Source organism: Neptunomonas sp., from assembly GCF_016744175.1.
Taxonomy (GTDB): Bacteria; Pseudomonadota; Gammaproteobacteria; order Pseudomonadales; family Balneatricaceae; genus Neptunomonas.
The window spans coordinates 66436-90243 of sequence record NZ_JADGEV010000015.1; the positions used below are offsets into that span (position 1 = coordinate 66436).

Below are 23808 nucleotides of genomic sequence, written 5' to 3' on the forward strand. Positions count from 1 at the left end.
CATCTTTCATATTAATGGGAGGTTATTATTGGTCATTTTCAGTGGAATTATCATCAAGTTGGGTTGGCCCGTTTTCTTTTGGCTTATTTTCTTCTCGCATAACGCAATAGATTCGAAAACCAAAAACAGTAATGAGGGCGCCTAAAAGGTCGACTACAGCAACAATCGGCAGTTCAACGAGAATATTTCGCTCTTCCATATTACGAAGTGTATGAGCAATTGGCATTTCTATTAGTTGGATGCCTGTAAAAAGGATGGCCAAGCCAGGTAGCAGAACCCAAAAATAATCAGAAGTATCTTTCCAGCTTTGTTTTAAGCTATCGAGTGCTGACTTCTTTTCTAAGACACAGATGTAATCTGCAAAAGCAAGACGTACCCCTATGTACACGCCCGGCAGGATAAATAGTAACAGTCCACCAAATACAGCAAATGATGTCAAAATAAAGGTGAACAATAAGCTACGCCAGAACGACAAGCTAGCAATAATAGCCTGTGAGGCTGAAAGAGGGGTATTCTCTAATTTAGACTGCATTAATAGAATAGTGGCGCCCCAATAGATGGGCAAAAACGACAGGCTAAGAATTGAGATGTAAGCAGTCTTTTCTCTAAACTCATTGGTGTCAGTTACATTGATATCTAACCATAGTGCCAGGCCATTTAAAATAATAAGGAAAGGTAACTGTATTTTTGCAATGACAGCGAAGTTTTGTTTAAAGAAGAAAAAACTTTGTCTAAGGTATTCGAAAGTGCTCATATATGATTTTTCTACGACAGTTTATAGGTTGCGGTTGTTTAGAAAGCGATTGACGGTATCTACAATAGCTTGCGTCTGAGGGTCGACTTCGATATTGATATTGTCACCTTGTTGGGCGTTTCCAAAAGTAGTAACTGTTAGTGTTTCAGGAATCAGATGAATACTGAAACGTGTGCCCAGTACTTCTCCTATAGTTAGGCTGCAGCCGTTTAATGATACAAATCCTTTTGGCAGTAGGTATTGGAGTAGCCGCTCCGGTGTTTTTAACCAAAGAGTACAGTTATCAGACGTGCGGATAATTTCATCTATAGTAACGACAGATGAAATATGACCAGATAGTTGATGCCCGCCGATTTCATCACCGTAGCGTGCCGCTCGTTCAAAATTGACAGTGTCACCTACGTTAAAATTTCCTAAGTTAGTCACATTTAGTGTTTCTTCAATTACATCAAACTGCACTTCATTGTGATTGAATTCGGTAATCGTTAAGCAGGTACCATTAACGGCAATACTGGCGCCTATTTTCAGGTTTGAGGAGCTGCGCTCAGGCAAGCTGAGGCGTAATTGCATAAATTGATCACGCTTGTTGAGTGCGATGACTTTAGCGAGTCCTTGCACAATACCTGTAAACATCTTTACCTTTCCTGTGTCTTGCGATTAATCTTGAGCGTAGAGGATAGCGTAAATAGAAGTAAAATACCTGTACCTTAGGAGGTTCGCATGCATTATCTGATCAGTGGTGGAACAGGATTTATTGGGACTGCATTGATTCATGCTTTATTGGGTGAAGAGCATCAGATAACGGTCATTTCTCGTGCCCCAGAGAAAGTGGCACTTCTTTTTAAAGGCGCAACTCAAAGCATTGATCTTGATGAAGTAAATAAGATTAGCAAAAAGATTGACGGTGTCATTAATTTAGCCGGAGAGCCCATTGTTGATAAGCGTTGGAGTGAAGCTCGAAAAAAATTACTCTGTGAAAGCCGGATTGATTTTACCCGAGAGCTAATAGCACAGTTGAAGCGCGCCAGTGCCCGGCCTGAATTCTTTATTAGTGGTTCAGCTATTGGTTTTTATGGCGCGCACGAGGGAGGCGCACCGTTAAATGAAGTAAGTCACCCATCATCAGGTTTTACGCATGATTTATGTCGTGACTGGGAGGCCGCTGCTTTTGAGGCAGAGAAGGCTTTAGGGTCGCGAGTGTGCTTAGTGAGAACGGGTGTTGTGCTAGGGCAGGGAGGTGGCGCATTAGCTAAAATGTTACCGCCTTTTAATTTCGGTCTGGGTGGGCCCATAGGTAGTGGGAAGCAGTGGATGTCATGGGTTCATTTGTTAGATGAAGTATCTATCATTCGGTTTTTGATGGAGCACCAAACTTTGCTAGGAAGTTTTAATGCAACGTCTCCGAATGCAGTGACAAATGAAGTATTTAGTCAAGCATTAGGCCGTGTGCTTGATAGGCCTGCAAAATTAAGGATGCCCGCATTTGTGATGAAGCTGTTGCTAGGAGATGCCAGTGAGTTGCTGCTTGAGGGGCAAAGGGTATATCCGGCGCGATTGTTAGATGCAGGGTTTGAGTTTACTTACACTGAACTTGAAGAAGCACTAAAGCATTCTGTATAAAAATTGTCTTATTTTGCAGGGGGATCCTCATCTAAAAGTGTGCTCTGAGAGTCTGAGTTGTGGGTGTTTGATTGGGCAAGGTGAACTAATGTTTTTTCCAACTGAGCTTCGATACGCTCAAGTTGGCTTTCTATTCGACTTATTCGGCGAATATTTTCATCTTCACGTTCTATCATGTCTTTTTCATCTTGCTCTATAAAAAATACAGAGAAACTAGCTGTCAACATTGAGAACAAGCCTATACCCAGCAAAATTAACAAAGCACCAAAAAGGCGCCCAATTGTTGTGCTGGGAACTAGGTCTCCATACCCTACGGTGGTAATAGTCACCCAAGCCCACCAAATGCCATCTATGGGAGTTTCAAAAGCAGGGTCGATACCTGAAATGATAAAACCAGAAAATAGCATAATCAGAAAACTGATAAAGAGCGTTAGCCCCAAGCTATGACGTGAGAGTACAGCGCGTACATCGGTTGATATGCGTAGGAATATGCCGAACATAATAAGTAAACGCAGGCTCCTAAGCACACCCGCATAGAATGTTTCCATTCCCCATATGATAGGTAAACCGGCAATGATGATTAATATGTTCATCCAGTTGTTGCGTAAATACAGTTTTTTGCTATCAACTAACGTTAACAATATGCTGGTTTCTACAATGAAGCATAGCCAGATAAACCAGTCGGTAAAAAATGTGATGTTAGGTGCAGACAAGCCCTTTTCACGAAGATACCAATCAACAATAATCCAAAGGGCAACCAGCATCATGGGACCTTCTAAGCGTCGTGACCAACGCTGGGCTCTGACATTTTCTTTATCGTCTACACCACCAAAGCCAAGTTTGCTAAGAAAGGCTTGGTGTTTGTGGTAAGTCATTATGGATTCCGTTTAGTCATGCTTTGCCTTTTTGACGGCGTTTACGAAGCGTTTCTATTGCTTGTAAGAGTAGATCACCTTGCCACAAAGATTTTTCGGATGAGTGAAGATATTGCTCTAAATCAATAATTAGAAAGTCGAGTGTTTGGTTTTTAGCAAGTCTGCAGATATCTTCAGGGGTTTCAATAAAGGTTTCTGGCCAAAAATGCTGAGCCCACTCTACTAAGCGAATTTTGCTGATATCGACATTATTTTGTTGGCATGCCATAGCAAGTGCTTGAAATGTGTTTTTTTCTGCTAGGGAGTGTGTGAGTTTCTTTTTCTCTTTTTGTCTTTCAGTAACAGCGTTTCTTTTTTTCTGTGTGTGCTTTTTCATCTTTCGTAGGCGGTTGTAGCTATATAGCCACCCAAGAGATGAAATGATGCTGATACTCGTTAAAAAAACCAACAGTGGTATATTTTGCGTCTGCGCTGTACTTGCTTGAGGTTTTAAGTTGTTAAATTCTTGTGCTGCTTTAGCCGGAGTAGATGCTGGATCTTCTAGCTCTTCTGATGTAGTTGACTGAGCTTTTATTTGACTTGCTTCTACATACAAAATCACAGGAGGAAGTGATGCAATTTTACTGCGATCCTCATAAGTATCCCACCAATGTATATCAATAGGAGGTAGAGTGATTTCTCCTCTCTCTTTCATTGTTATTTTAATTGTTTCAGTGCGCTTGCTGACTAAGCCTTGCTCATCAAAACTTTCAATTAGCTCTGTTGATAGTAGCTCGATATCTGCCAGTTCGTTGCTTAGAACGGACAGTGAAGGTAAGCGAGCAGCTGGAAGCCCATGAGCAGTAAGAGTGAGTGTTCTTGTCAGAGAAGTGCCTGGTTCAAGCAGAGCATTTTTGTCTATGCTTTCTTCTAACTGAAGATACGATAAAGGTAGCCAGTACCCTTTAGCGTTGGTATTAGCTTGAGGAATAATAGCAATTTCAATTTCACTCCCCTGTGTTTCGTAATATTGGCCAGTTTGGGAAGCACCAGAAAAAAGAGGAGGCTCAATTGAGTGAGTTCCCGGTTCATCTGGAAAAATGAAGTAGCGTCTTTCTTCAAGAAAGTAAGGTTGCCCTTTTACTAATGTTTCACTGCGCTTCACATCTTCATCAGGAATGACGAGTGCTTGGTTCAAAAATGGTTCAGAGAGAGCGGCATTTTTACTGAGTGTCTCTTTATGAAAAAGCTTGACCGTATATATGAGCTGGCTGTTTTTATAGGCTTCAGTATGATCGATGGACGTAGTAATAAAGACAGGTGCCTGTATCGCTTGTGGGTAAAGTGTAGTCGAACTTGACGGTGTATTTACGTTACCTGCTACTAATAAAAGGATAGGTGAGCTTTGTTTGCCATTAACCGACAATATAGGAATTTTTAACTCGCCAGAATGTTTCGGGCGTAACAATACCTGCCAGCGTGTGGTTGCTTGACGAGTGTTTCCTTGGAAGCTAGAGATGGTTATTTTTTTGCTGCCTAATAAAGTAAAGTCTTGATTTAATACGGATAGATCAGGTCTTTGGGGCTGACCTTGTTGCGTTGACTCAATCGTTAGCCGAACGGTTTCATTGATAGAAATACTGTATTTATTCAGGTAGGTGTTAACGTCCGCGTGAGCAGAAGAGGCTAAGGCAAATATGAAGAGCAGGAAGGTTCGCATTCCGTGTTCGTGATCCAAGCAGAAAGTAGGTAAACGAGCATTTATTATTCATTAAGCAGCCTGTAATATCAATGACTTGATTGGAGTATGGCAAACTGAATGTAAACAACGTTGTTTGTGGGGCGGTGTTAAGTAGTATCGCAGTTTATTTAATTTGAGTGAAGATGTAATGCTTCCCGACACAAACAAAAAATCAGTATAATAACGGCTCTATTATCGTCGTTGTGCCTGTAGCAGTATCTAAGTAATTATGAATGAAATCATTGTTGATATACGTATTTCACCTGATGAGTATCTAAAGCAGTACCGGGCCCCTAGCTGTATGGTGAGCACTCATGCAAGAGATGGGCGTTCGGTGCGCTTTCCCGCAGATATTCTACAACCGTTTCTGCTTCATAATGGCATTGTTGGTAGCTTTAGAATTATCTTTGATTCAGCAGGGAAGTTTAAAACAATCACGCGAGTTGGTTAGGCGGGATGTAAAACTATCGTTGCACCGCTATAATGCCGCAATCTTTATTCAATAACGGTCTAGCTATGCTTTATTCCTTGGCAAAATCTCTTATGTTTAATATGGATGCTGAGCGTTCGCATCACCTTGCTTTAAGTGGTATGAATGTTGCAGCAGCACTGGGTCTGCCAACGGTCCTGGGCGCAGAAACGCTAGATTTGCCTACGGAAGTAATGGGTATTCGCTTTGCAAACCCTGTTGGCTTGGCAGCTGGGCTAGATAAAAACGGCTCTGCTATTGATGGTTTGGCGGCGATGGGATTTGGCTTTATCGAAGTAGGCACTGTGACGCCACGCCCTCAAATAGGCAACCCAAAACCACGGTTATTTCGTATTCCAGAGCATAATGCGATTATTAATCGAATGGGTTTTAATAACCATGGGGTTGATGAGCTGCTAAAGAATGTTGATAGAGCACGTTATAACGGTGTGCTGGGCATTAATATAGGCAAGAATAAAGACACCAGTAATGAAGATGCTAACAGTGACTATATCTATTGTTTAAGAAAGGTATATTCAAGGGCTTCATATGTAGCGGTCAATATTTCATCTCCGAATACACCCGGATTGAGAACACTGCAGTTTGGGGACTCTTTAAATACCTTGCTCGAAGCGCTTAAGAATGAGCAAGCTAGACAAGCTAATCTGCATGACCGTTATGTTCCCATTGCAGTGAAAATTGCACCTGACATGACTGAAGAAGAGATTGAGATGGTTGCTGAGTCTCTAAAAACCTATGAAATGGATGGAGTGATTGCAACTAACACAACGCTTTCTAGAGAAGGTGTAGAAGATTCACCCATGCGATCAGAAGCGGGTGGGCTGAGTGGCGCGCCAGTAAGGAATAAATCAACAAAAGTGATTCGGACTTTATCAAAAGCACTGGATGGTGCTTTGCCTATCATTGGTGTGGGTGGCATAACTGAAGGCTTTGATGCCGCTGAGAAAATTGAAGCGGGTGCTAGTTTGGTTCAGGCTTACTCAGGCTTTATTTATAAAGGGCCGACTCTAATAAGTGATTCTGTAAGGGCTATTCAGGCATTGCCAAGCAAGTAAGAAGGGGAGTAAAAAGAAGCTCCTCAAACAGAGGAGCTTAGTCTGTTGTAAAGGGGGAGCAACATTAATGTAGTGCTGGGTGAGCCTGAATGGCTGAAACGCCTGCCATTCCATCCCATTGTGCCTCTCGACCTTGACGCCATCCACTCAACCAGTGGCTACGCAAGTCGGTTACTTTGACAGGACAATCATCGCGAGATTTCCCACTTAGGCCTGCCTGAAAGCCGCGATTGAAAAGAGTCGAAGTTTTATCTCGTTTCTGTCTCTTCATATAAAAGTGCCTCTATTACGTTATTATGAGAGTGTGGATAGTTGAGACTGTATGTTCTCAAGGTAGTGATTTATTCCATTAGTGGCTCATCACAGAACACTATAGATAACGAAATTTATTAAGAAGTGCGATTGGAATTATCTATTGATTTATTGTTTTTAATAGTAAGCGCTTGCAAAAATGGAGCGCTATCAGCAGCTTAGATCAGTTCATTAATGCTGAAAAAAGATATGAAAAAAAATCACTATGATGTGATTTTTATTGAATGAAATTGTAACTGTTTGATCTCATGGTTTTTTACAGACAGTACCCCTAAATTGGAATACATATGAAATTTTTTGCAACCTGTCCAAAAGGGCTGGAACTACTGCTAGTAACTGAATTAACTGAGTTAGGAGCAGCTGAGGTCAAACAAACGGCAACCGGCGCTGAGTTCAGTGGTGAAATTGAACAAGCATACCGTGCATGCTTATGGTCGCGCCTAGCCAATCGAATTTTACTACCTCTTATTGAAGAGAACGTAGAAACAGCAGACCAGCTTTATGATGCAGTTCAATCAGTTGATTGGTTAGAGCATATGCACGAAGAAGCTTCAATTTTGGTAGCGTTTACGGGTAAAACTGATGCCATTAACCACACTCATTTTGGCGCCTTAAAAGTTAAGGATGCGATTGTTGATCAGGTGCGAGATAAGACGGGAATGCGCCCAAGTATTGATCGTGACAATCCTGATTTGCGCATCCATGCACACATCTATCGCGGTAAGCTGAGTTTATCTCTGGATTTATCTGGAGGTAGTTTGCATCGTCGTGGTTATCGTACACGTGCAGGGGCCGCGCCCTTAAAAGAAAATTTAGCAGCGGCGATATTATGCCGTGCGTCGTGGCCAAAATTGGCTGCAGACAGTCCTGTTCTGTTTGACCCTATGTGTGGATCAGGCACCTTGGTTATTGAAGGTGCTTTAATGGCTGCAGATATTGCACCGGGCATCTTACGAGAGCAGTTTGGTTTTGAGCGTTGGAAACAACATAAGGCTGAGCTTTGGTTAGCGCTTCTAGATGAAGCAGATGCACGTAAAAAAGCAGGCTTAGAGAACCTAACAGCGCGCTTTTATGGATCTGATCAGGACGGTTCAGTACTCGAACTAGCCAAAGATAATGCTGAAAGAGCAGGCGTTAGCGACGTTATAAGTTTCAAAAGGGCTTCTGTCGAGCAGATGGTGGTACCGGAAAACTCTCCGGGACTGCTGGTTACCAACCCTCCTTATGGCGAGCGCATGGGAGATGAATCTGAACTAATGTTTTTGTATCGCCATATTGGCGATGCTTTAAAGCAAGATTTTGCAGGCTGGAAGGCTGCCATCTTTACCGGTAACCCTGAACTTTGCCAGGTAGTGGGGCTAAAAGCAGATAAAAGCTATAGCTTGAATAATGGTCCGATCGACGGTCGTTTGTTTTTGTACACTCTATACGCAGACCGTAATGACGTTAAGCCTGGTGAAGAGAACCAAGAATACGTTGTGGCTGCGCTTAGCGACAATGCTCAAATGTTTGCAAATCGCCTGAAGAAAAATCTTAAAGGTTTGAAAAAGTGGCAAAAGCAGCAGGGCATTGGATGTTACCGTCTCTATGATGCCGATATGCCTGAGTATGCGGTAGCGGTTGATTTGTATAATGATTGGGTACATGTACAAGAATATGCAGCTCCCGCTTCGGTTGATAAGGTTAAAGCGTTTGACCGTATTAAAGATGTGTTGGCCGCTATTCCTGAAGCGCTTGATGTTAACCCACGTAAGGTCGTCTTAAAGCAACGTAAGCGCCAAAGTGGTACAGGGCAGTACAACAAACAAGCCAGTGTGGGTCGCTTTTTTGAAGTCCAGGAGCATGGGTGCCGTTTTAGAATTAACTTACACGATTACCTCGACACAGGTTTGTTTCTGGATCATCGCCCTATACGCCATCAAATTCAGCAACAAGCAGATGGGAAAGACTTCTTAAACCTCTTTTGCTATACCGCATCAGCAAGTGTTCATGCTGCTATTGGCGGTGCTAGATCGACTACCAGTGTGGATATGTCTGCGACCTATCTTCAGTGGGCAATGAAAAACATGGCACTGAATGGCTTTAACAGTAAAGAGCATCACTTTATCGAAGCGGACTGTTTAAGCTGGTTGAAAAAGCAACGTAAGCCTGCCTATGACATGATCTTTCTAGACCCTCCAACGTTTTCAAACTCTAAGAAAATGTTAGATGTCTTGGATGTGCAGCGTGATCATGTTGATTTGATCAAGCTCTCAATGAGACTACTCCGCAAAGGTGGTGTGCTTATTTTTTCTAATAATTATCGCCGCTTTAAGTTGGATTATGAGTTGCTTTCAGGCTTTGATATTAAAGAAATAACACAACAAACCATTGATCCTGATTTTAAGCGTAATGCGCGCATTCATAGTTGTTTCGAAATACGCTGGCCTTAAGTCAGTGCGTTCATCTCTTTCTGGCATAGTTCATGCTTTGTATTAGTGCGACACAAGATCTCTTTTAGAGGTCTTGTTGCACCAAACGTGCGCGTTTCGTTATTTACTCTAGATAAAACAACATATTAGCCTCTGTTTTTGAGTTTCTATGTTGTATTTAAGTAAGCCGATATCGATATAAATGCACCTCTTTGGGATTAAATATAAGAAAGCGCACCAAGACAGTGCAAAAGTGTGCACCTGCATGAACTGAGGAGATATTCGTGGATAATGTTAATAGTGCCGTTGAGACACTAGTTCAAAGCTCTAATACCCTATTTATTCTGATGGGAGCTATCATGGTGTTTGCCATGCATGCTGGCTTTGCCTTTCTTGAAGTGGGAACAGTACGTCATAAAAACCAAGTAAACGCCCTCGTAAAAATCATGACAGACTTTGGTTTTTCTGCTGTAGCTTATTTCTTTATAGGCTACTGGATTGCGTATGACGTTACTTTTTTCCAAGATGCTGAGACATTGGCCAAAGGTAACGGTTATGAATTAGTTAAATTCTTTTTCTTGATGACTTTTGCTGCGGCTATTCCGGCGATTGTGTCAGGTGGTATTGCTGAACGTGCTAAATTCTGGCCTGTTTTATTAGCATCAACGTTAACAGTGGCTTTTGTTTACCCGCTATTTGAGGGCATTATCTGGAATGGTAATTACGGTTTTCAGGCGTGGTTAGAATCCTCTTTCGGTGCTGGCTTTCATGATTTCGCAGGGTCAGTTGTTGTGCATGGTGTTGGTGGGTGGATTGCATTAGTCGCCGTACTGTTTTTAGGCATACGTAAAGGGCGTTACCGCAATGGCCGTTTAGTTGCTTTCCCACCGTCAAATATACCCTTCTTGGCATTAGGCGCATGGATTCTTTCTATTGGTTGGTTTGGCTTTAATGTGATGTCGGCTCAAACTCTCGATGGCGTCTCTGGTTTGGTTGCCGTTAACTCCTTAATGGCGATGGTGGGCGGTATTATTGCTGCGTTAATCGTCGGTAAAAATGACCCCGGTTTCATACATAACGGTCCGTTAGCGGGCTTAGTCGCAGTGTGCGCAGGTTCTGATGTGATGCACCCGATTGGTGCGTTGGTTGTGGGGGCTATTGCAGGTGTCGTCTTTGTTTGGATGTTTACGCTGCAGCAAAACAAATGGAAAATTGATGATGTGCTAGGTGTGTGGCCACTGCATGGATTATGTGGTGTTTGGGGTGGTATTGCTGCAGGAATCTTTGGCAGTGAAGCATTGGGCGGCTTGGGCGGTGTTAGCCTGATATCTCAGATTATCGGAACGTTTGCAGGTATCCTTGTTGCTGTCGTGGGAGCTGCAATTGTCTACGGTGGTATTAAAGCGGTGCTTGGATTACGTCTCAGTGATGAGGAAGAATTTAACGGTGCTGATTTAAGCATCCATAAAATAGAATCAACGTCGAATGACTAGAATGGATCAATAGTTTATTCAGTTTTTATCCGTGTTGCTAAAGCGGTTTGTGAGAAGCCCCAGCCTCTGTGCTGGGGTTTTTGTTTTTATAGCACTGTTAATATGGCTCCTTTAATCCAGATGTATAGATTTGTCATGTCTAGCTAGGCTAAAATTCAGTGCTGATACAAATTTATAACAAAGCGCTGCTTGTTGAGTAAGTAGCCTAATTCATATTGGATGCTGAATGCTTTTTAACAAGCTCCCTGATGATCTTTTTTTGCCCTTGTCAGGCAAAAATCGTCATATCTATCAAGCCGTTTTGCTGCAGTTAGCAGATCTGTTTTTTGATGAAGACTTAATAGACCCATTTATTCCAAAGGATTTGGTACGCTCTACTATTGAGAACGCCGTCGTTCGTTTGGGTGTGCGTCGCTGGGAACCGGAAGACGAAGACGATTCCGAAGGAGAAGAGTTACCACGCTCCACAGCTGAGTACACTAACCGCATATACAGGCGCCTTGTAAAAACCGGCTGGGTAGAAGAAGAGCAGCGCATCTATCGCACGTTTGTTTTAATGTCACCCTCTATCAGTTACTTGTTACGCTCTTTAGTGTCTATTTCTAATCTTGAGAAGCGTTCATACGGTGGTGCAGTTTTAAATGTTCTTAGCTCGTTAGAGTCTGCCGTTAATGATCCCGCAGGGCGCGGTATTACGCTGTCAGAAGCGGCACAAACTGCTGCGGACTTTAGTGCCCATTTAACGGATATGATGTTGGGTTTACGAGAACTCAAAATTAGTTTGTCTCATGCTGAAAGCCCACAGGAAGTTGTACGTGGCTTCTTTGACCGCTTTGTTGAACGAATTTTAGTTTCCGATTACAAAACACTGAAAACTAAAAATAACCCTTTTAGATTTAGACGCCAAATCTTATCTTTATTACGTGATTTACAGTTTGATACGATTAAGCTAGATACGTTAACGCGGCACTACCAAGAACAGTTTGAATCCGATTACGACGATGCTGAGGCGATGGTTCATCTGCATATAAATCGAATTGTGCGTATCTTCGACTCAGTAGATAAGCGCCTTGATACCATTGATGACTTCCGTTACCGACTAGAGAAGCGCGTGGCAGATACTGTCCGTTATATGGATAAAACGACTCCCGGCATGGCATCTCGACTGTCTCGCTTAATAAAAGAAGTGGCGAAAGACGATGCTTTACCCGTGATTGATACCCTAGAGGAAGTTAGTTTCATCTCTCCTGCCAGCGTACGTGCCCCGTTTAAACGGCGTATTCAGGCTGAGCCTCGAGTAATACGTCAGCAAATTATTGATCCTAAAGCGCTTCAATTAAGGCAGTTATTTAAAGACTTTAAAGAACGCCGCGAAGTGAAGATAGACCGTATAGATGCGTATCTTGATCGTCATTTGGGTAGCAAAGAAACGTTACGCGCAGATGAGTTTGAGATTGACAGTATCGAAGATTATATCTGCTTCAGTTATATCCGCCATTTGGCCTCACTTGGTAAAAAAGCCAAGAAAACAGCTGAACAGTTCAATATCCAGTTTAATGATCAATACACCAGTGTGGCCGGAATGGTTGAGTGTCGTGATTTTGTTATTTATAGGAAACGCTAATGCTTGGTGATCTACAAAAAATAATCAGCCGAAGCGATCAGTATGAAGCTGCCGATTTTTCGCATGCAGCCAATCTGTTACTGACCAACCAGTTCTTACATGCTGATCGTTCATCACACAGGGATAGCTACTTCCTTGTCTCTTCACATATTGATTACTTTACTAACTTATTCGAAGCGATTGGCTGGTCTTTTATCTATCAACCTGATGAAGCCTATCTCGGTATTTTGCCGCAAGATAGCGAACGTAACTTGAAGTTGCGCTTGGATGAGTCTCTACTGCTGTTGTGTATGCGCCAACAATATGAAGAAAAACTAGAAAAGTTCGAAGTAGAAAGTGGCAAAGCGTACACCAATATTAATGAGTTGCTGTCTTTATACGAAAACTTGACCAACAAAGAGATTCCGAATGAAACACGAATGAAAGAGATTCTTTCGTTGTTCGCTCGTCATGGTGTTATTGAGCGTGGCAAACCAAACGAAACAGAGCCTAAGAATGTACCATTCAGCATTCAGCCGACTATTCGTCAGGTTGTAGTAGAAGATTTTATCGGCCAGCTAGAAGCCTTGTGTGATACAGATACACGAGATGCTCTGACCGAAGAAGAGGAGGCGATCGCTGATGAAACAGCTTAACCGCATAGTATTAGTTAACTGGTATGTATTAGGTGCCGTTGAAGTGCCTATTAAGGGCAATGTTGCAATTGTAGGCCCTAATGGTTCTGGTAAGTCGGCTTTGCTGGATGCTATTCAAACTGTTTTGATGGGTGGGCATAAGCGTCACTTAAGCTTTAACGCCTCGGCAGGCCAAAAGAGTGAGCGCTCTCTGCGCACTTATTGTTTGGGTTACCTTGATGATGGTAGCAAGAAAGCAATGGCCCGAGAGGACTCGCTTACTTATATGGCACTGAGTTTTTTTGATACTGAAACTGCGAAAGAAACCTGTATAGGCATAGCCATTAATGCCTCAACCTCATCGCCAGAAGAAGAAATACTCGGACGTTTTATCATGCCTGAGTTTTCGGTTGGTTTGGATGACTTCTCCATAATGGAGGGCGATGGTCGTTTACCTAAGCCATGGACACAAGTACGGGACCAATTGCTGAAGCAGTGTCCTGATATGATTTTAGAAAAACGTGCCAGTAAGTTTATTCGCGAAGTGACAACGGCGCTGAGTCATGATGCGCAGATGCCGAATGATGATGAAAAGTTTGTTAAGAACTTTAAAAATGCGCTGCGCTTTGTGCCGATTGATAGCCCAACGCGCTTTGTGCGTGAGTTTGTGCTCGATGAAAATATTGTTCACGTAGGTGCTTTTCGTAAATCGCTCGATGAGTATCGTGCGATGGAGCAAAAAACACGAGAAGTATTTAATCGAATTGCCGAGCTGGAAAAAGTACAAGAGCAGTGCAAAGGCATACAGCGCAATATCAAAAACGCTGCAGAGTATGAATGGGTTGTACACGAGTCACGTTTTGAAAATGCAGATCTTAAAAAGGAAGATGCGCAGGAACGCTTAGACGCCAACCAAGAGAAAGAAGCCGTTGTTCAACTCGAACTAGAAAATCACGCTGCAAATATGAGCAGTGTAATGCAGCATCTAGCGGATGCCCGTGCTCAGCTAAATAACTCTAACGCGGCTCATCAAATTAAGGCATTGGAAAACTCGATTACTGCACGCTTGCATGAAGAAGGCGTCGTAAAAGACAAGATCCAAAACGTTTATAGCTTGTTCCGCACTACAGTTGGTTTTTCCAATTATGAGCAGTTATTGCCTGAGACATTCTTGCCGTTGGTAAAGCGCTCGGTTGACTTGTGGCGATCGGGTGAAGATATGATGGCGGATGTGTGGCCGCCTGAGCCTGTTGAAGTTGATAATACCATCGATCAATTGAAGCAGAGTGTGGATTCAGTAAGACGCGATATCGGTCGCAAATTTGAAGAATCGGTCATTCGTATTAATGAACTGCGCACAAATATTCAGAGCCAAAAAGGCGCTGTTGAACAGCTTAAGCAGGGGCGTGCTCCGGTGCGACATAACACCCGTGAGCTCATGGAGTTGCTGGCTGAATATGGCATTGAATCAACACCCATATGCGAACTTGTAGATATCAATGAAGATAAGTGGCGCATTGCGATTGAGTCTTTCTTGGGTGCGCGCCGTGAAGCCTTAATTGTTGACCCAGAGCATGTAAGAGAAGCGATTACCCTGTACCGCCGTAAAGGGCGTCATTTGAAAGGTTGCCGTATTATTAATACAACAAAATCGCAGGATTGGCTGCGTCGCTCTAAGCCACAGTCATTGGCGCATTTTGTTGATACCGATAATGAGCATGCGCAAGCGTATATGAACCGTGCTTTAGGTGGAGTGATTGCTGTAGAAACAGAAGCTGAGCTCCTTCGCCAAGAACGTGCGTTGACGTACGACTGCATGTTGCAAACGGAAGGTTCGACAACATCGATTAATGAAATGTCGCCAATTATGGGTGTTCGTCGTCGTGGTGACCAGCTTGCCTCAAAAGGTAAGCAAGTCGATGAGATGCTGTCCGAATTTACTACCTTGGGTAAACGTCATGAGTCATTAGAAAAACTACGTGATAGTTTGATTAACCTGACAACAAGCTTAGTGGGTGCGAGTGAAAAAGTATTTGATCTCGTTCAGCAGCGTGAGCAACTAGGTACCGAGATTGAAGGTTATCGCCAAGCGATTACCGATATGCGAAATCACGACGATACGGGTATACAGCAACGCATTGCTGATTTAGCAGAAGAGCAGAAAACAGCAGAAGAAAAGAATAAGCTTCTGATGGATAAACTGCAGCGTATCCGTACGAATATGATAAAAGATTCAGCCGCATTAGAAGTATTGGACCAAGAGCTAACAGAGCACTCTGAAGCACGTAACGTATGTGAAGCCAAAACGGACTTTGATGCACAATCTGCTCAAGAAAAACGCGACTACTTAGATGAAACATGTGCGGGTGAGTTAGAGCGTATTATTTTTGAAGCGGCCAAAAAAGCACAATCAGAACTCTCATTACACGAAAAGAAAAAGTACTCGGTTCGTGATGCTATCGCTAATTATAAAGCGAAGTTTCATGGCGGCGGTATGAGCCATCAGGGCTTAGATAAAATTGGCCCAGACTCGACCCATGAAGAGTTAGAGCAATATGTTGATGAAACGGTTCAAGCGTTAACTGATTCTGAGTTGGCCTTGTATACGCAAAAAGCAGAGCGTGCTCGTTTGGAAGCAGAAACATCATTTAGATCAGACTTTGTTGCGCACTTGAACGACCAGATAAACAACATCAAAGATCTAATTCGTGAGTTGAATAACCATCTAAAGAACCGTCCTTTCCATAAGGAAATGTATAGCTTTGAGATGATGCCTAATCCAGAACTCAAGGATATCCTTGAGCTAGTAGAGGCTTATACACGCCTGGATCAGGCCAACGTAGGTTCATTGTTTGACTTGAAGTTTGATGAAGACAAACCGCATCAAGATGCATTGTCAAAGATTCACGATGTATTAAAAGATGAAGGTGAAAGTAGTCTTTTGCAAGATTACCGAAACTTCTATAACTTTGAGCTGGTGGTTAAAGACCTTAACGGTCATCGTAAAACAACCTTAACTCAGCGTATTAAAACCGGTTCTGGTGGTGAGCATCAAGTTCCATTCTATGTGGCTATGGCGGCTGCAATGGGTGCGGCTTACCGTCTAAAAGAAGGGCCAGATGGTAAGGCCGTTGGTGGAATGAGTCTATCGGTATTTGATGAAGCCTTTAACAAACTGGATTCAGAAAATACCATAACGTCTCTCGGCTTCATGACCGACTTGGGGCTGCAAACGATTATCGCCGCACCGGATGAAAAGTATTCGTTGTTATCTTCATGCATGGAAACCATTATCAACGTATGTCGTGATGGACGTATTGTTGATATTGATGTGGAATTCCCAACGCAAAAAGGTAAAGAGCTGCTTAACTCAGACAACCCGCATAAGCTAATGAAACAAGCTGAATTGTCTGACGGGTTGTTAGAAACAGTGTGATGTTTAACGGGCCTCTTTTAATCGAGGGGCTGGTTTTTTCAGATAAGGTGCTATGCGCAGTATGACCTTACTGGTGTAACTAAGAAGCACTGTATGCTTGCTTAGAGAAACAGACCAGCCAGAAGGTGAATCTAACACTTTAAGCAGAATACTGCGTATAGGGACTGGTTTTTGAGAACCAGGCTTTTTAGCGTTAGCGCTAGGCATAAACTCAATATCACTGAACTGGCCGTTGCTTAGCAATCGACACACTGCTTTAAGGTCCCATATTTCTGGCGTAGCGAGCAAAGGTTCAAGTGGCCCGATAAGAGAGGGGGCTAGTAGCTGCTTATCTTTCGCGAAAAATTTTCTGACGGTGAGTTCTCGATGTATATCAGGAAACGCGTTGTCACGGGCATTACTTCCAAAAGAAAGCTCGTCAAGGCCACTAATAATGGCCGATAGTTGCCAGTTACAGGCCTTAATCATTTTCCAAATAGGCTCTATGCTACTTTTTGAGCCTAAGCTATATTTGGTAGCTTGGCGGCCATCCAGCATATCTTCTTCTAGTAATGTGATTTGTAAAAAAGTCGTTTGTAGATCAATTAGGCATAAAGGATGGGTCAAATATGCGTATGATCGCTCCCTTCTAAAGAAGGAGATCCACTCAGTACGGGTTTCTAATTGATTTAGAACGGGAATATGCATCATTATAGGTCGGTCAGTTTTTCAAGATTATAAAGAGAATAGGTACACAACGCATCATGAAACTATTGAATAGATCAGCTATCACTTTGTTAGCTCGGGCTCCGTTCGCACAATGGGTGGCAAGTTTGCCGTTAGATAGCGAGCTGATGAATGCTCCCGTCTCGTTGGATGAATTGAGAAAAGAGGGGAATGTGTACCTGATTAATGAGGTTGAGGAAGAAGCCGACTTTACTGAAATCTTAAAAGGCTCTTGGCAGGACATCTTTAAAAATGAGCTAGGTGCATGGGATGAATTTGGCGACCATTGGCCTGAAGTACTCACTTACAACTTATTTGTTGAATGGTTTGAATGTGCTAACCAGATTATGGCGTTTGATGTATCAGACGACGTCTTGTTAGTTGCGCCTTTAGATAACTTACCTGAATGATGATGTCGGCATGAATGATGAAATTAAGCCAGTAGTGCAAAACGAAATGAGGTTTCACCCACTTCGTGAGGCCCTGTATGAAGAGATGCATTCGCGGCCGTTTCAAGTTATTCCTAGCCCTGCACGCATAACACACCTTGCTGTATTTTGTGACGAAGAGCAGTCAAAAGAACAGTTTGAGCATCTTAAGATACTCTTTAACAAATTCTTTGTTATGCCGCCTGAGCACGATGACGTTTGCCTTCAATATGACTTAGGTGGTTTAAGAATTCGACGCGAAAAACATCTGGAGTTTACAGCATATACCTTTATCAATTTTGATATCCCCGAAGGCTCGGATCCATTTGATACAACAGGAGCTGCCGCTTTGCCGGCTGGGTGGTTAGAAAGTATCCCTGGCGAAGTCGTCACTGCATTTCATTTATCGGTAGAAGAGTCCTCTGAAGATGATGAAGTGATGATTCCGCTGGTAAAACAGTACTTTGAAGGAATGAGGTTGGTCGGTAGTAGCCCGCAGCAAGGCGATGCGAGAGTCTGGACGACACTGCGTTTGCATAGCGATGGATTCGGGCGTTTTCTCATTTATAATAAACGTATGAGTGATAGTCAGCTGGGGCGTTTAGCGCAGCGTATTATTGAGATTGAAACCTACCGATTAATGACATTAATAGCGCTACCTTTAGCACGAGAGTGCGGTCCTCATTTAGGTTCTATGGATCGACAGTTAGCTAATTTGACCCATCAACTTTCAGAAAGCATCGAAGTGAATGAGCAAGAGGTATTATGCAAACTTACAGACATGGCCGCCCATGTAGAAGATTACCGCGCTAAGACCACTTTTCGCTTTACGGCCACAAAGGCTTATCATGCGCTCGTCTTACAGCGTTTAGTTGAGTTGCGCGAAGATGAGGTATCTGGGCATTTAACCGTGACTGAGTTTTTAACACGACGCTTAACACCGGCTGTTCGTACCTGTCAGGCAGTGGGAGAGCGTCTAGAAGATATGTCAAAGCGCATCGACAGAGTGTCTGATATGATGCGTACACGTGTAGAGTTATCTATTCAAGCGCAAAATCAGCAGCTACTCGCTTCGATGGACAGGCGCTCAAAAATTCAATTGATGATGCAGCACACCGTTGAGGGTTTGTCGGTAGCTGCCATTAGTTATTACTCTGTTGGTCTGGTTAAAATACTAATGGATGCTGCCTATGATAGTGGCTTAGACTTTAATAAAAGCATGGCTTTAGGCATAGCAGTCCCTGTTGTTATTGGCAGCGTATGGTTAGCGACCCGTAAAATCCATAAGCATTTCCTTGCTTTGGCAAAAGAGCAGCGAGATGCAGATCTAGCTGATGAAAAAGTGCGCACTAAGGTGAAAAAGTAATATGAGTATTGCGATCGTTGTTGAAGAAAAGTTACGTGCAGATATTAATGTAATTGAATTACAAATATTAAATGAAAGCCATATGCACTCGGGGCCGGCAACAGACAGCCATTTTAAGCTGGTACTTGTGTCGGATGACTTTGCAGAAAAGCGCTTAGTGCAGCGCCATCAAATGATATACAAAACGCTTGCCCAAGAATTACAAAGCCCTATCCATGCATTATCAATGCACCTCTATACTCAAGATGAATGGACCAAGAAGAACGGAGAAGTCATGCCGTCACCGGCGTGTAAAGGCGCCTCTAAAAGCTGATGTTTCATTGTTGTTATCTATTACCAACCGCACACCTTGTGGCGATAAGTTATAAATCTAATGAATCAAGAGGGCTGCTTGCCCCTGCATAGTGTAATCCAATAACATGAGTATAAATCTGTGTTGTTTTTACATCATTATGGCCAAGCAGCTCTTGAACTGTCCTGATATCACGCCCATCTTGGAGTAAATGGGTCGCAAATGAATGCCGAAAAGTATGGCAAGTAATTCGTTTATCAGTGATGCCTGAGGCGGCTACCGCCTTTCTTAGAGCCTTACCAATAACACTGTCGTGTAAGTGGTGACGGCATTGAGTAGAGGAATCTGGATAAGTACATATTCCACTTGAAGGGAATATATACATCCATTTATGTTGGCGAAAACCATTAGGATATTTCTTACAAAGCCCATGAGGTAAGGAAGGGCCAATACCTTGTTTATTATCGGTAGCCTGTGTTTTCTTTGCTTTATCTATTAGTTGTTCTAGTTCCATCTTCAAAGAAGGACTGAGTAGGGTAACTCTATCCTTATTTCCTTTGCCATCTCTTATCGTCAGTGAATTTTGGACTAAATCAATATCCTGAATTCGCAGCCTTAGACACTCATTTAATCTGAGGCCGCTACCGTAAAGTATTTTAAAAATGGTTTTATTTCGCCCGCTCGTGCAGCTGATTATTTTGTGAACTTCAGTCTTGGAGAGAACTGTAGGTATGTGTCGCTGTTTAGTCGCATAACGAAAATTAAGATCACCTAATGGTTTGTTAAGTACTTTGTGATAAAGGAAAACTAATGCATTTAAAGCCACTTTTTGAGTGTTAATAGCCACGGATCTATTTTCAGCCATGCTTGAAAGGTAACTTTTCACCTCTTCTGCGCCCATTGCCTCAGGGTGTTTGTAATGATGAAAATATATGTACTGTTTGATCCAGTATATATAGGTTTTTTCCGTACGAATGCTGTAACCCCGTAGTCGAATTTCTTTACGTACTTTTATTAAAAATGAGCTCTGAGACATGAAATTACCTCCTTGTAATTACTGTTTTAATATACAGTATATTTATAGGTTGGCAAAATTCATGCTTGTTTACACAAACTAGAACGGCACAAATGCTTGTATTGCTTCAGAGGTTGCGTTAAAAATATAAGAAAATCAGACTGATGGATGTCTGGCATGGGTAGATACACGGACCCCCGTATATCAATTGTTAACACGCATGCGCGGTTTGCCACGGAAGAGGTTTCTATATTTCTAAAGATTTACCTTCCTTTTCAAACGATTACATCTGTTTTTAATTAATAACAGTGTGGGTAGATACACGGACCCCCGTATATACAAATGTTAGGCTCCAAGTGGATCAAGAATGATTTTATTTAACGAAAAAATTGTTGAACTACTCAATCAATATTTCGCCAAAGAAGACGAGCGTGTTGAGTCGATACTGCTTGCCTCATATGGTTTCAATATCCAGTTCGTCAATTTTAGAGTTCAATGTAATGAGCGGGTATTCGCATCAATAAGCGGTAAAGAATATGAGTGGGACGATGCTCCGAACTCTGGTCCTTGGGGTGCTTTAGGCAGGCAGCTTGCTAAAAAAGCTGTTTTGAAATCACCCAAGTTATTAACCATAGAGTTCGAAAGTGGTGACTCAATCGATATAGAAACCGAGGAAAGCCAGTACGAATCTGTAATATTCGATTTTCTTCCAGAAGGTGAAGCCTTCGTAATGGAAATATTCTAATGTACAAAAAGCCTAACAAGTTTGTCCAGCTGACGTTTTGGTCTTCGCTCCTTTTTGTGCATGGCCTTCGGCCATCTTTGCACAAAAATCTACTACAACCAAAACGCGGCTGACAAAGGCGTTAGGTCAATATATTTATTGGCATTGAGAATAAAAATTCCATCAACTATAAAGGTAAAGTGCTATGAAAAAAGAAATGATTGGATTACGAGAAGTCCGCTTGATAAGAGATGGCATTCAAGCTGGATTAAGTGTAGAAAGCATTGCTGATGATCCTAGTTCAGTTAAAAACTTTACTGACATTGATATCGATAAAAAACTAATTGAAGGAATAAAATCGATCGATAAATCGGTTCTTGCAGAACGGGCTGCTAATCTATCCAATGGAGCATTAGAGGCTCTAAATTCGATTATACTGGATGGGCGATATATATCCTCTTGGAAGGAAGATATCCCTTCAACTCTGACTGAGCTTGGAATAGCGAGCAACCCTGAAACCATTAATGAGTTAGAGCAGCTAGAGATAAGCGACCTAATAGATTTGGAAGGTGAGCAGGCGGTACTTAGGATAGGGCTCATTACAGTAGTTGTAGTCGTATACGCTGGAGTACGCATCGCTAACGGCCATGAAGGTGGAATCCCACCTGTATTAGATTTTTCCCAAATCGAAAAGTTTTAATCTTATGCGAATAGCTCTCGTAAATATGCCGTGGGGAGAGTTAACGGAACCTTCTTTAGGGCTTTCAATACTTAAAACATGCTTAAAAAGCGAAAATATTGATTCAAAGGTATTTTATTTTAATTTAGAACTTCTAAACTGGATGAAATATGAAACATACAGAGAGATAGCTGATTTATGGGCGTTATGTGATTTTATTTTCTCTAGTGAGCTAGATCAAGATCTCGATGATACTCAGTTAGAAGCTCTTATAGGTATAACAAAAGGGTTATGGCTAAGCAGCCACTATTGGTCAAAACGTTTTGATAAGCCGTCTAAAATCTGCGACCTTTTATTAAAAATACGGCAGGAAGTAACGCCTAAATACATTGATCACTGCGCTAGAGAGATAACTAAATACAGCCCAGAAATAGTTGGATTTACCTGCCTGTTTGAACAAACCATACCGTCAATTGCGTTAGCAAAAAAAATCAAAGAGCTGCACCCAAATATTAAAGTTGTCTTTGGAGGGTATTCGATTAGCGGAGAAACAGGACGACATATTCTGGAGGTCTTTCCTTGGATTGATCATGTTCATTATGGTGATGGTGAAAATGCCATTGTGGATATTTGCAAGCAGCTAGCCCACAGCACGTCGGTAATTGCTGCTAGTCATGATTCATATTCTCAGAAGGAAACTCAGGGGCCAAAAGTTGAGATGGATGAATCCCCAGCTCCTGATTATTCAGACTTCTATGATCAATTGGCAGTGATGAAAAGCAATTATAAAGTTGAGATAAGATCTAAATCGTTATCTATAGAAAGCTCAAGAGGGTGTTGGTGGGGACAAAAGAATCACTGTATATTTTGCGGTATAGATGAAGATGCTATGAAATATAGAGCTAGATCTCCAAATAACTTTATTTCGTTATTGAATGAAGTGCGTGTAAAATACAACCCAAGTATAGTAAGGGTGGTCGACTATATACTCCCATATTCTTACCGAAAATCTGTGATTCCGATTCTTGAAAACCTGCCTCAGGAAAAAAAAGTATCCCTTACGTGTGAGATGAAAGCGAATCTATTTCCAGGCCAGTTAGATGCAATGGCGAATGCTGGATTTATCGAGGTTCAACCAGGGATTGAATCTTTTAGTACTCCTATTCTCAGGTATATGAAAAAGGGGGTAAGCGCAATACAGAATGTCATGTTCTTGCAGAATGCCAAAAGGTTGGGGATTGTTGTTCACTACAATATCCTATATGGGTTTCCAGTTGACACAATAGAAGAATATGAAAATCTTTTAGCTCTTTTACCTCAACTTTTTCATTTTGATCCTCCTAATACAAGCGTAGAAGTCCTCATTACTAGAAATTCACCACTAGCTGAAAAACCTGGGAAATTTGGTATTAAAAACGATAGGAAATACCATTATCGTTATAATGTGATTTTTTCAGAAGAGTTTATTAGATCAACCTCATTTTGCCTCGAAAAATATTGTTATGTTTTCGAAAAACAATATCCTATTTGTAGTGAGCTCAACTTGCTCTATCGAGCGATTGATCATCAAGTTAGTGACTGGACTGAAAATAAGGAAAAATACACTCTAAAACTTAATGTTTCTGGATCTAAAAATGTTCTTATTGATACTCGTCCAATAGCAAAAACTAGTGAAAAAACTCTGGATGACATATGCGTTGCAGTGATGTTGTATATTGAAAAAGAAATACGAACATTTTCAGAACTAAGAGAGCACATTATATGTAGTTTCCAGCAGAGTGAATTTGATAAAGCAATTGAAGAAATACGCGCAATGAAATTAGTTTTTGAAGAAAAGGGAAGAATAGTCGGGTTAGTGCTCATCACTGGTACAATGACCTAACACATATGAGCCTTCTCAAGTAAATAAGCCAAAGTAACTCTTATCGGCCGCGTTAGCGGCCAATTGTAAAACCATTAGCAAGGTCGTTTACTTCATCTGTCTCTGTCGGCTGTTAAATACACTTACAGCAAACACATATAGAGGCTCTCTTATTGCGGCGTTTACCGCTGCCTGATGACCAGTCCTTTAGCAATTCAGGGGCACTAGACATTCATCGGTTAACCTGTGGCTGTCCTATTCAAAAGACGGGCTGTATGCTCCAGTTAGTTTCAGGTTCAGCTCAGGTGTAAGCGCACTTGCTGATGATATTAAT

The 23808-nt window shown here is 42.0% G+C and carries 21 protein-coding genes; 14 read left to right on the forward strand and 7 right to left on the reverse strand.

Annotation, left to right across the window (positions count from 1 at the left end):
* Positions 1-25 precede the first annotated feature (25 nt).
* The gene (locus QZZ55_RS09095) at positions 26-754 is read right to left on the reverse strand and encodes a YciC family protein (protein WP_293267009.1); all 729 of its coding nucleotides are present in this window, start codon (positions 752-754) and stop codon (positions 26-28) included.
* 21 nt (positions 755-775) lie between these two features.
* A complete protein-coding gene (locus tag QZZ55_RS09100; RefSeq protein ID WP_293267010.1) occupies positions 776-1387 on the reverse strand; it encodes a riboflavin synthase subunit alpha in 612 nt (203 codons plus the stop codon).
* A gap of 87 nt (positions 1388-1474) precedes the next feature.
* Here QZZ55_RS09100 and QZZ55_RS09105 point away from each other — a divergent pair, with 87 nt between their 5' ends.
* Positions 1475-2374, forward strand: coding sequence for a TIGR01777 family oxidoreductase (locus QZZ55_RS09105; protein ID WP_293267011.1), 900 nt, complete (start codon positions 1475-1477; stop codon positions 2372-2374).
* An 8-nt stretch (positions 2375-2382) separates the two neighbouring features.
* On the opposite strand, the gene QZZ55_RS09110 is transcribed toward QZZ55_RS09105, so the two are convergent.
* Positions 2383-3249, reverse strand: coding sequence for a potassium channel family protein (locus QZZ55_RS09110; RefSeq protein WP_293267012.1), 867 nt, complete (start codon positions 3247-3249; stop codon positions 2383-2385).
* Positions 3250-3265: 16 nt separating this feature from the next.
* On the reverse strand, positions 3266-4948 hold the full coding sequence (locus QZZ55_RS09115; protein WP_293267013.1) for a BatD family protein: 1683 nt from the start codon (positions 4946-4948) through the stop codon (positions 3266-3268).
* A 250-nt stretch (positions 4949-5198) separates the two neighbouring features.
* Here QZZ55_RS09115 and QZZ55_RS09120 point away from each other — a divergent pair, with 250 nt between their 5' ends.
* Together QZZ55_RS09120 and QZZ55_RS09125 are read left to right on the forward strand one after the other, a co-directional pair.
* Entirely contained in the window at positions 5199-5420 is a 222-nt protein-coding gene (locus QZZ55_RS09120) for a DUF2835 domain-containing protein (RefSeq protein WP_293267014.1), read from the forward strand.
* Between the two features lie 65 nt (positions 5421-5485).
* Positions 5486-6514 carry a quinone-dependent dihydroorotate dehydrogenase gene (locus tag QZZ55_RS09125; RefSeq protein WP_293267030.1) on the forward strand — a complete coding sequence of 343 codons (1029 nt, stop codon included), beginning with the start codon at positions 5486-5488 and terminating at the stop codon, positions 6512-6514.
* Between the two features lie 64 nt (positions 6515-6578).
* On the opposite strand, the gene QZZ55_RS09130 is transcribed toward QZZ55_RS09125, so the two are convergent.
* Complete coding sequence (locus QZZ55_RS09130) at positions 6579-6785, reverse strand: ribosome modulation factor (protein ID WP_293267015.1); 207 nt, start codon at positions 6783-6785, stop codon at positions 6579-6581.
* Positions 6786-7113: 328 nt separating this feature from the next.
* Here QZZ55_RS09130 and rlmKL point away from each other — a divergent pair, with 328 nt between their 5' ends.
* The 5 genes from rlmKL to QZZ55_RS09155 all read left to right on the forward strand — a co-directional run bounded on the left by rlmKL (position 7114) and on the right by QZZ55_RS09155 (position 16404).
* On the forward strand, positions 7114-9258 hold the full coding sequence (gene rlmKL / locus QZZ55_RS09135; RefSeq protein WP_293267016.1) for a bifunctional 23S rRNA (guanine(2069)-N(7))-methyltransferase RlmK/23S rRNA (guanine(2445)-N(2))-methyltransferase RlmL: 2145 nt from the start codon (positions 7114-7116) through the stop codon (positions 9256-9258).
* Between the two features lie 263 nt (positions 9259-9521).
* Positions 9522-10730: an ammonium transporter gene (locus QZZ55_RS09140; protein ID WP_293267017.1), complete on the forward strand. Its 1209-nt coding sequence runs from the start codon at positions 9522-9524 to the stop codon at positions 10728-10730.
* Positions 10731-10956: 226 nt separating this feature from the next.
* Entirely contained in the window at positions 10957-12354 is a 1398-nt protein-coding gene (locus QZZ55_RS09145; protein ID WP_293267018.1) for a Wadjet anti-phage system protein JetA family protein, read from the forward strand.
* Positions 12354-12989 (forward strand): DUF4194 domain-containing protein, encoded by a 636-nt coding sequence (locus tag QZZ55_RS09150; RefSeq protein ID WP_293267019.1) that lies wholly within the window; start codon positions 12354-12356, stop codon positions 12987-12989. The genes QZZ55_RS09145 and QZZ55_RS09150 overlap by 1 nt, the downstream gene beginning before the upstream one ends.
* A complete protein-coding gene (locus tag QZZ55_RS09155) occupies positions 12976-16404 on the forward strand; it encodes an SbcC/MukB-like Walker B domain-containing protein (protein ID WP_293267020.1) in 3429 nt (1142 codons plus the stop codon). The genes QZZ55_RS09150 and QZZ55_RS09155 overlap by 14 nt, the downstream gene beginning before the upstream one ends.
* Before the next feature lie 3 nt (positions 16405-16407).
* Here QZZ55_RS09155 and QZZ55_RS09160 read toward each other — a convergent pair whose 3' ends face one another.
* Complete coding sequence (locus QZZ55_RS09160; protein ID WP_293267021.1) at positions 16408-17094, reverse strand: hypothetical protein; 687 nt, start codon at positions 17092-17094, stop codon at positions 16408-16410.
* A gap of 53 nt (positions 17095-17147) precedes the next feature.
* Between QZZ55_RS09160 and QZZ55_RS09165 the strand changes: the two genes are divergently transcribed.
* The 3 genes from QZZ55_RS09165 to QZZ55_RS09175 are packed head-to-tail and all read left to right on the forward strand — an operon-like array spanning position 17148 to position 19216.
* Positions 17148-17519 carry a hypothetical protein gene (locus QZZ55_RS09165; protein WP_293267022.1) on the forward strand — a complete coding sequence of 124 codons (372 nt, stop codon included), beginning with the start codon at positions 17148-17150 and terminating at the stop codon, positions 17517-17519.
* Positions 17520-17529: 10 nt separating this feature from the next.
* Positions 17530-18903 carry a DUF3422 domain-containing protein gene (locus QZZ55_RS09170; protein WP_293267023.1) on the forward strand — a complete coding sequence of 458 codons (1374 nt, stop codon included), beginning with the start codon at positions 17530-17532 and terminating at the stop codon, positions 18901-18903.
* 1 nt (position 18904) lies between these two features.
* Positions 18905-19216 (forward strand): BolA/IbaG family iron-sulfur metabolism protein, encoded by a 312-nt coding sequence (locus QZZ55_RS09175; RefSeq protein ID WP_293267024.1) that lies wholly within the window; start codon positions 18905-18907, stop codon positions 19214-19216.
* Positions 19217-19265: 49 nt separating this feature from the next.
* On the opposite strand, the gene QZZ55_RS09180 is transcribed toward QZZ55_RS09175, so the two are convergent.
* Positions 19266-20231, reverse strand: a complete 966-nt coding sequence (locus QZZ55_RS09180; protein ID WP_293267025.1) for an integron integrase — start codon at positions 20229-20231, stop codon at positions 19266-19268.
* Between the two features lie 346 nt (positions 20232-20577).
* On the opposite strand from QZZ55_RS09180, the gene QZZ55_RS09185 reads away from it, so the two are divergent.
* The 3 genes from QZZ55_RS09185 to QZZ55_RS09195 all read left to right on the forward strand — a co-directional run bounded on the left by QZZ55_RS09185 (position 20578) and on the right by QZZ55_RS09195 (position 23495).
* Positions 20578-20955, forward strand: coding sequence for a hypothetical protein (locus QZZ55_RS09185; protein ID WP_293267026.1), 378 nt, complete (start codon positions 20578-20580; stop codon positions 20953-20955).
* A 184-nt stretch (positions 20956-21139) separates the two neighbouring features.
* A complete protein-coding gene (locus QZZ55_RS09190; protein ID WP_293267027.1) occupies positions 21140-21634 on the forward strand; it encodes a hypothetical protein in 495 nt (164 codons plus the stop codon).
* Between the two features lie 4 nt (positions 21635-21638).
* Entirely contained in the window at positions 21639-23495 is a 1857-nt protein-coding gene (locus tag QZZ55_RS09195; RefSeq protein ID WP_293267028.1) for a RiPP maturation radical SAM C-methyltransferase, read from the forward strand.
* Positions 23496-23808 lie beyond the last annotated feature (313 nt).